Annotated in this window: 7 protein-coding genes and 2 tRNA genes; 6 read left to right on the plus strand and 3 right to left on the minus strand. The window is 67.5% G+C overall.

Features of this window, described 5'->3' with window-relative positions; genetic code table 11:
- Positions 1-41 precede the first annotated feature (41 nt).
- A complete protein-coding gene (gene pgm, locus E3O22_RS06000) occupies positions 42-1,658 on the minus strand; it encodes a phosphoglucomutase (alpha-D-glucose-1,6-bisphosphate-dependent) (RefSeq protein WP_134394394.1) in 1,617 nt (538 codons plus the stop codon).
- A gap of 36 nt (positions 1,659-1,694) precedes the next feature.
- Here pgm and pheA point away from each other — a divergent pair, with 36 nt between their 5' ends.
- Positions 1,695-2,636, plus strand: a complete 942-nt coding sequence (pheA, locus tag E3O22_RS06005) for a prephenate dehydratase (protein ID WP_134394393.1) — start codon at positions 1,695-1,697, stop codon at positions 2,634-2,636.
- Positions 2,637-2,666: 30 nt separating this feature from the next.
- Here pheA and E3O22_RS06010 read toward each other — a convergent pair whose 3' ends face one another.
- On the minus strand, positions 2,667-3,662 hold the full coding sequence (locus E3O22_RS06010) for a diacylglycerol kinase family protein (protein WP_134394392.1): 996 nt from the start codon (positions 3,660-3,662) through the stop codon (positions 2,667-2,669).
- 48 nt (positions 3,663-3,710) lie between these two features.
- On the opposite strand from E3O22_RS06010, the gene serS reads away from it, so the two are divergent.
- From serS to E3O22_RS06035, 5 genes are all read left to right on the plus strand, one after another.
- On the plus strand, positions 3,711-4,979 hold the full coding sequence (serS, locus tag E3O22_RS06015; protein ID WP_134394391.1) for a serine--tRNA ligase: 1,269 nt from the start codon (positions 3,711-3,713) through the stop codon (positions 4,977-4,979).
- The gene (locus tag E3O22_RS06020; protein ID WP_134394390.1) at positions 4,976-5,788 is read left to right on the plus strand and encodes an HAD family hydrolase; all 813 of its coding nucleotides are present in this window, start codon (positions 4,976-4,978) and stop codon (positions 5,786-5,788) included. Before serS ends, E3O22_RS06020 begins: the two co-directional genes overlap by 4 nt.
- Positions 5,789-5,909: 121 nt before the next feature.
- Positions 5,910-5,994, plus strand: a tRNA-Ser gene (locus E3O22_RS06025).
- Positions 5,995-6,035: 41 nt separating this feature from the next.
- On the plus strand, positions 6,036-7,280 hold the full coding sequence (locus tag E3O22_RS06030) for an LCP family protein (RefSeq protein ID WP_134394389.1): 1,245 nt from the start codon (positions 6,036-6,038) through the stop codon (positions 7,278-7,280).
- Between the two features lie 104 nt (positions 7,281-7,384).
- Positions 7,385-7,475 (plus strand) — tRNA-Ser (locus E3O22_RS06035).
- Between the two features lie 138 nt (positions 7,476-7,613).
- On the opposite strand, the gene E3O22_RS06040 is transcribed toward E3O22_RS06035, so the two are convergent.
- Positions 7,614-7,891: HNH endonuclease signature motif containing protein (locus E3O22_RS06040; protein ID WP_134397081.1), on the minus strand; the 278-nt coding region annotated here is incomplete at its 5' end.

Consider the following 7,891-nt stretch of genomic DNA (forward strand, 5'->3'; position numbering starts at 1 on the left):
CTCGACCGCCGCGGTGGGCGAGCCCGTCCAGGGCAGACGCGTCAGGCGATGGCGCCGTCGACGATGGCCTTGGCCTCGATCTGCACCTGCTTCAGGTGTTCCGGGCCCGTGAAGGACTCGGCGTAGATCTTGTAAACGTCCTCGGTGCCACTCGGCCGGGCCGCGAACCAGGCGTTCTCGGTGACGACCTTGACGCCGCCGATTGCCGCACCGTTGCCGGGAGCGTGACTCATCTTGGCGATGATCTTTTCGCCGGCGAGTTCGGTGGCCGTGATGGCGGCTCCGTCGAGCTTGGACAGCTGCGCCTTCTGGGCGGGCGTCGCGGCCGCGTCCACCCGGGCGTAGGCCGGGTCGCCGAAGTGCTTGGCCAGCTCGGCGTAGCGCTGGCTGGGCGTCTTGCCGGTCACGGCGAGAATCTCCGAGGCGAGCAGGGCCAACAGGATGCCGTCCTTATCGGTGGTCCAGACGGTTCCGTCGAAGCGCACGAAGCTGGCGCCGGCGCTCTCCTCGCCGCCGAAAGCAACCGAACCGTCGATCAGGCCCGGAACGAACCACTTGAAACCGACCGGCACCTCCCAGAGGTCGCGGCCGAGGAAACCCGCGACGCGGTCGATCATGGTGGAGGAGACGAGCGTTTTGCCGATCGCGGCATCCGCCCGCCAGCCTTCGCGGTGGCTGTACAGGTAGTCGATGGCCACGGCCAGAAAGTGGTTCGGGTTCATCAGCCCGCCGTCGGGGGTGACGATGCCGTGCCGGTCGGCGTCGGCGTCGTTGCCGGTGACGATGTCGAATTCGTCCTTGTGGGCGGCGACGGATGCCATCACGGACGGGCTCGACGGATCCATCCGGATCTTACCGTCCCAGTCCAGGGTCATGAAGCGCCAGGTGGGGTCGACGTGGGGGTTGATCACGGTCAGGTTGAGCTCGTAGCGGTCGCGAATCGCACCCCAGTAGCCCACGCTCGCGCCGCCGAGCGGGTCGGCTCCGATACGAATACCGCTGGCCTTGATGGCGGCCATGTCGATGATGTTCTCAAGGTCGTTCACGTACCCACCGCGGAAGTCGTAGGTCTCGACCGCGCTGGGCTCGCTCATTTTGACATCATTGAGCCCGGCGGCGATGAGTTCGTTGGCCCGGGTGGCGATCCACGAGGTGGCGTCGCTGTCGGCCGGTCCGCCGTGCGGCGGGTTGTATTTGAAGCCGCCGTCGGAGGGCGGGTTGTGGCTCGGGGTGACCACGATCCCATCCGCCTCGTCGCTGTTCCCGGCCCGGTTGTAGGCCAGGATCGCGTGCGAGAGGGCAGGGGTGGGCACATAGTCGTCGAACTCGTCGACCAGCACGCGCACGCCGTTCGCGACGAGCACTTCGAGGGCGGTCGTATAGGCTGGCGCGCTCAGGGCGTGTGGGTCGGTGCCGATGAACAGCGGCCCGGTGATGCCCTGCATGGCGCGGAATTCAACGATCGCCTGAGTGGTCGCGATGATGTGGTCTTCATTGAAGGCCGTGTTGAGGGAGCTCCCTCGGTGACCGGAGGTGCCGAAGGCCACTCGCTGGCCCGGCACCGTGACATCCGGTTTCAGGTCGTAGTACGCCTTCACCAGCGCTTCGACATCGACAAGGTCAGATTCCAGGGCCGCTGTGCCCGCGCGTTCGTTCATGGTGTCCAGTCTTGCACTGCAACTAGGCTGATCTGCATGTCCGAGTCGCGCAATGTCAGCTACAGCTTCCTCGGGCCGACGGGCACCTTCACCGAGGCAGCCCTCACCCAGGTCGTCGAAGCCCAGGGCAAGCCGTGGCGGGCCGTGAACAACGTCGGCGAGGCGTTCGACGACGTCGTGTCCGGCCGCAGTGTGGCCGCAATGATCGCGATCGAGAACTCCGTCGACGGCGGCGTGTCCGCCACGCAGGATGCCCTCGCGAGCGTGCCCGACCTGCGCATCATCGGCGAGTACCTGGTTCCGGTGAACTTCGTCCTGGTGGCTCGCCCGGGCACCGCGCTGGCCGATGTGAACACCATCAACGCGCATCCGGTCGCCTATGCGCAGTGCCGTCGCTGGCTGGAATCCAATCTGCCGCACCACGGCCACCTTCCGGCGTCGAGCAACGTGGCCGCCGCCGCGTCGCTGGTCGAATCAGGGCAGGCGGATGCCGCCATCGCCCCGCCCGGCATCGAGAAGCACCACGATGTGGTCGTGCTCGCCCGTAGTATCGGCGACAACGCCAACGCGGTCACCCGCTTCGTGCTCGTCAGCCGAAACACCACCGTGCCGCCCCGCACTGGCGCCGACAAGACCAGCCTGATCGTGGAGCTGCCCGAAGACCGCTCAGGCGCCCTGCTCGAGATGCTCGAGCAGTTCGCCACCCGGGGCGTCAACCTCAGCCTGATCCAGTCGCGCCCCATCGGCGACGCCCTGGGGCGCTACCGGTTCGTGATCGACGCCGACGGTCACATCCACGACGAACGCGTGGCCGACGCGCTGCTCGGCCTTCGCCGGTTCAGCCCCCAGGTGATCTTCCTCGGCTCGTACCCGCGGGCCGACAAGCAGCCGATCGAGTTCACCTCGCGCTACAACGACAACATCTTCATCGGTGCGCGCGCCTGGTTGCGCGGCCTGCTCGGCGAGCCCGCGGCCTGACGGTCCCACCAGCCCAGCCCGGCCCGGCCCTCAGGGCGCGACGGGAACCCGCAGGACGAGGGCGGCAGGGTCGGTGCGCAGGGATACCGAGCGCACCGGGCCGAGCGCGTCGCCGTCCACCTCGAACTCCTGCGCCTCGACCAACACGATCCGGATATCGGCGGCGTGCAGCGTCGTCATCACCCGTGCAGTAGTCGATTCGGTTCGCTCGATGATGCGACGCCCGGCCGCCGAGCGGCGCAGAACGCCGTTCTCCCACGTCACCCGGCGCCAGATTGTGAGCCAGCCGAGCACACCCTTGGGCTGCAGCATGGCGATGTCGAGGATGCCGTCGTCGAGGCGGGCATCCGGCAGAATCTGGATATTTCCCGGGAGCAGGCCGCAATTGCCGATCAGGATGGTGCTCACGTGCGCCGGCCGGTGCGGGCGCCCGTTCAGGCTGTACCGGATCTGGAACGGCTTGACCCGGGGGAGCACGCGCGCCACGGCGTCGACGTAGGCCAGCCAGCCCACCGCCCGCTTCAGTTCGGGCCGCGTGCTTACGACCATCTGGGCGTCGATGCCGATGCCCGCCATCACGAGGAAGACGTGGTCGGCCAGGGCGCCGTCGTCGGCGCGCACGGATGCCACACCCACGTCGATCGGCCTGTTTCCGCCCGTGAAGGCAACCATGGTGGCCTCGTCAAGGTTCGACAGTGGCAGGCCCAGGTTGCGGGCGAGCAGATTGCCGGTGCCGACGGGCACGATGGCCAGGGGCACACCGGAGCCACGGAGCACGTCGGCGATCGCGCGAATCGTGCCGTCGCCGCCCGCCACGAGCACCAGGGACGCACTCTGCGCCAGGGCGAGCCGGGCGGACTGCCTGCCGGCGTCGTCCGCGGCGGTCGGGAGCCAGAGCGAGCCGGCCCAGCCCGACGCGGTCTCCGCGCGGGCCACGCTCGCCCGCAGGCGGTCCAGGTCGACTTTGGTGGGGTTGTAGACGATTGCTGCCCGCCGAACAACGCTCGGTTGATCGGGAGTATCCACGCGGTAAGGCTAGCAAGGTGCTGGACCATGCGCTTGTAGACTGAGTCGGTGATTGATCCTGTGCTGCTGCGAGAGAATCCTGACCTCATCAAGCGTTCGCAGAAAGCGCGCGGTGCGTCGGTCGAGGCGGTCGACGATGCGCTCGCCGCCGACGCGGAGCGTCGCGCCACTATCCGGGCATTCGAGGCGCTGCGTGCCGCCCAGAACCAGTTCGGCAAGCAGGTGGCCTCCGCGCCTCCCGCGGAGAAGAAGGCCCTCGTCGCCCAGGCGCAGAGCCTCGCTGCCGACGTCAAGTCCGCCGCGGCCGCCTCGGGCGAGGCCGAGGCGCTGTTCACCGCGGTCGTGCGCACCCTCGCGAACCCCGTGATCGACGGCGTACCGGCCGGCGGTGAAGAGAACTTCGTCACCCTCCGCACCCACGGCGCCGTGCCCGCCTTCGACTTCGAGCCGCGCGACCACCTCGAGCTGGGCGAACTGCTCGGCGCCATCGACATGGCCCGAGGGGCAAAGGTGTCCGGCGCCCGGTTCTACTTCCTGCGCGGCATCGGTGCCCGCCTCGAGATCGCGCTGATGAACATGGCGCTCGACCGGGCGCTGGCGGCCGGCTTCATCCCCCTGATCACGCCCACCCTGGTGCGGCCCGAGATCATGGACGGCACCGGGTTCCTCGGCGAGCACGCCGAGGAGGTCTACTTCCTCCCCGCCGACGACCTCTACCTCACCGGCACCAGCGAGGTCGCGCTCGCCGGCTACCACTCGGACGAGATCCTGGACCTGTCCGGCGGACCGCTCCGCTACGCCGGCTGGTCCACCTGCTACCGGCGCGAGGCCGGTTCGGGCGGCAAGGACACCCGCGGCATCATCCGGGTGCACCAGTTCAACAAGCTGGAGATGTTCACCTACGTGCTGCCGGAGAATGCCGAGGCCGAGCACGACCGCCTCGTCGCCCTGCAGGAGGACATGCTCCAGGCGCTCGGCCTCAGCTACCGCGTCATCGACGTGGCCGCCGGCGACCTCGGCTCCAGCGCCGCCCGCAAGTTCGACATCGAGGCCTGGGTCCCCACCCAGAACGCCTACCGCGAACTGACCAGCACGAGCAACTGCACGACCTACCAGGCGCGCCGGCTCGATATCCGTTACCGCACCGAGTCGGGCAAGACCGCGCCGGTCGCAACCCTCAACGGCACCCTGGCGACGACCCGCTGGATTGTGGCCCTGCTCGAAACGCACCAACAGGCGGATGGCTCGGTACTCATCCCCGAGGCGCTGCGCCCCTGGCTGGGCGGCCTCGACGTCATTCGGCCGGTGGGCGCATGACGACGCGGACGGATGCCCCCTGGCTGGTGGCCCTCGACATCGACGGCACCACCATGCACGAGGACGGCACGATCAGCGGCGGCGTCCTCGACCAGGTGCGACGGCTCGCCGCGGCCGGTCATGAGGTCATGCTCGCCACCGGGCGTTCGTCCGCCACCACGCTCCCCGTGCTCGAGCGCCTGGACATCACCCCGCGCTTCGTGGTCTGCTCGAACGGTGCGATCACCCTGCACCGCGACCCGGCTTCCCCCACCGGCTACCGGCGCGAATGGGTCGAGACCTTCGATCCGACCGATGTGTTGCTGCAGATCCGCTCGCACCTGGTCGGTGCCAGGTACGCCGTCGAAGACGAGCGCGGCTTCTACCGCTACACGGAGCCGTTCCCGGATGCCACGATCGGGCTGGACAGCGAGCACGTCGAGTTCGACGATCTGCTGCGCCAGGACGCCACCCGGGTGGTCGTCATCTCGCCTGACCACGACATGGAGGATTTTCTTCAGATCGTCGACCGGATGGGGCTGAACCGGGTGAGCTACGCGATCGGCTGGACTGCCTGGCTCGATATCGCTCCCGACGGCGTGAACAAGGCCACCGCCATGGAGCGGGTGCGCGCCGAGTTCGGGATTCCGCGGAGCCGTGTGATGGCCGTCGGCGACGGGCGCAACGACATCGAGATGCTGCAGTGGGCGTCGGTCCAGGGTCGGGGAGTGGCCATGGGGCAGGCTCCGCACGAGGTGCTCGCGGCGGCCGGCGAGATCACCGGCGCCGTTCACGAAGATGGGCTCGCGCTCGTTCTGAGCAGCCTCTAGGCGGCGCCCAGCCCGCTGCCAGCATCCTCTGGCACTGTGGTGAGTCTGCAAGCGGCTAGAATCGGTCGGTATTCGCTAGTCCGCGACCGCGTGTTCCACCAGCGCCGCGGGCAGCGAACCGGGAGGGCTGTCCGAGCGGCCGATGGAGCCAGTCTTGAAAACTGGTGGGCAGAGATGTCTCGTGGGTTCGAATCCCACGCCCTCCGCACCTCGATTCTGCACGGCCTGCACTAACGAAGGGACCGGAGTGAGCGACGAATTACGCCCCCGCTCGACACGATCGAAGAGGCTCAGTACCATCGCCCGCCATGGCCGGTTGCGCCGCTCCAACCCGTTCGTGACCGTGGCCAAGGTGCTCGCCGCGTCACTGGCCGTGCTGCTCGTGAGTGGCGCATCCGTCGCCGCGATCGCGACCTACGATGTTGCGTCGAGCGTGCAGGAGAGCGTGCCTCTGGCCAACGAGACCGAGGGTCCTGCCCCCAAGATCGATGCGATCCCGGGCGGCGTGAACCTGCTGGTGGTCGGCAGTGATAGCCGAAAGGGTCAGGATGCCTCGTTCGGGCCGGAGGATTCCACCGGCGACCTCAATGATGTAACCATGCTGCTGCACATCTCCGAAGACCACACCAACGCCTCCGTGATCAGCTTCCCCCGGGACATGTATGTTCCCATCCCCGAGTGCCCGGACCCTGCCGGCGGCACCTTTGACGCAATGAGCCGCCAGAAGATCAACACCACCCTCACCTACGGTGGTCTGGCGTGCACCGTGCTCACGGTCGAGAAGCTCACCGGCCTGAGCATCCCCTATGCGGCAGAGGTACAGTTCGACGGCGTCATGGCCATGTCGACGGCCGTCGGTGGCGTGCCGGTCTGTGTCGCCGAAGACATCGAAGACGAGTACACGAACACCTTCCTTCCGGCCGGAATGCACACGCTCGAGGGTCTGGAAGCCCTGCAGTTCCTGCGCACCCGCCACGGCGTCGGCGACGGTAGCGACCTGACGCGGATCAGCAACCAGCAGGTGTTCCTGTCCTCCCTCGTGCGAACCGTGAAGAGTGCGTCCACACTCTCCGACCCCGTCAAGGTGTACTCGCTGGCCAAGGCCGTGACGGCCAACATGAACCTGTCCACGAGTCTCAACGACGTCGCCACCCTGGCGTCGATTGCCGTGGCCCTGAAGGACATCGACCTCAGCAAGGTGGTCTTCGTGCAGGCCCCGACCGGCAATGTTGACGGCGGCGTGGAACCGATCCAGCCGGACTTCGACGACCTGTTCACCGCCGTCGAAGATGACGAATCGCTCCAACTGGCCGGAGACCCGGCTGCGGAGGACCCGGCTGCGATCCCGGATCCCAATGACACGACCGATCCGGCCGCACCGGTCCCGGATCCGGCCGCGACGCCCCCGGCCGCAGTGCTTTCCGATTCAGTCCAGGGCCAGACCGCCGGAGACGTCACCTGCTCTGCAGGCCGGTCGCTCGAGGACCAGTAGCCTCCGGGCGGCGCCCGCAGCTCTCGGTTCGTGCATGCTCGGTTCGTGCGGATGCCGTCTGTACGGTTATGATCATTGACGTGTGTTTGCATTGCAGGCATCAAGGAGACGTCGCATAGTACGGCTTAGTGCACCACCCTGCTAAGGTGGAGTACCCTTCACGGGGTACCGTGGGTTCAAATCCCACCGTCTCCGCGCTTCTCGTTCCCCCGCATCCCGGTTTTTCTCACGGGGTGCGGGGGTTTTTCTGTCCCGGAACGCATCGGTGACGTGATTCCAGAGGCTCAAACCCACGTCCGCGTCTGAGCCATTTGGTGACCCGATCCCGAAAACTCACGCCGACGTTGGTTGAGCTTGTCGAGCCCTCACCCGGTTCCCTCCCCCTGGCCGCCAGGTGCGGGTGGGGTCGTAGCAGTACGGTGCCCTGACTTCAGGTTTGCCGCGCACCATGCGGATTTGCCAGCCGGAAGTATCAATAGTGTGGTGGTGGTACCAGCAGAGGAGGACCCCGTTGTCGATCGTGGTTTTTCCGCCGCGGTGCCAGGGAATCACGTGGTGTACTTCGCACCACGCCGCCGGGATGGTGCAGCCGGGGATGGTGCAGCCGCCGT

The sequence above is a fragment of the Cryobacterium sp. TMT2-18-2 genome (assembly GCF_004402245.1).
Classification (GTDB): Bacteria; Actinomycetota; Actinomycetes; order Actinomycetales; family Microbacteriaceae; genus Cryobacterium; species Cryobacterium sandaracinum.

What these genes read in the sequence shown, in the direction of transcription:
- pgm (WP_134394394.1), bottom strand. Translation starts at nt 1,658, where the DNA reads ATGAACGAACGCGCGGGCACAGCGGCCCTGGAATCTGACCTTGTCGAT.
- pheA (WP_134394393.1), top strand. Translation starts at nt 1,695, where the DNA reads ATGTCCGAGTCGCGCAATGTCAGCTACAGCTTCCTCGGGCCGACGGGC.
- E3O22_RS06020 (WP_134394390.1), top strand. Translation starts at nt 4,976, where the DNA reads ATGACGACGCGGACGGATGCCCCCTGGCTGGTGGCCCTCGACATCGAC.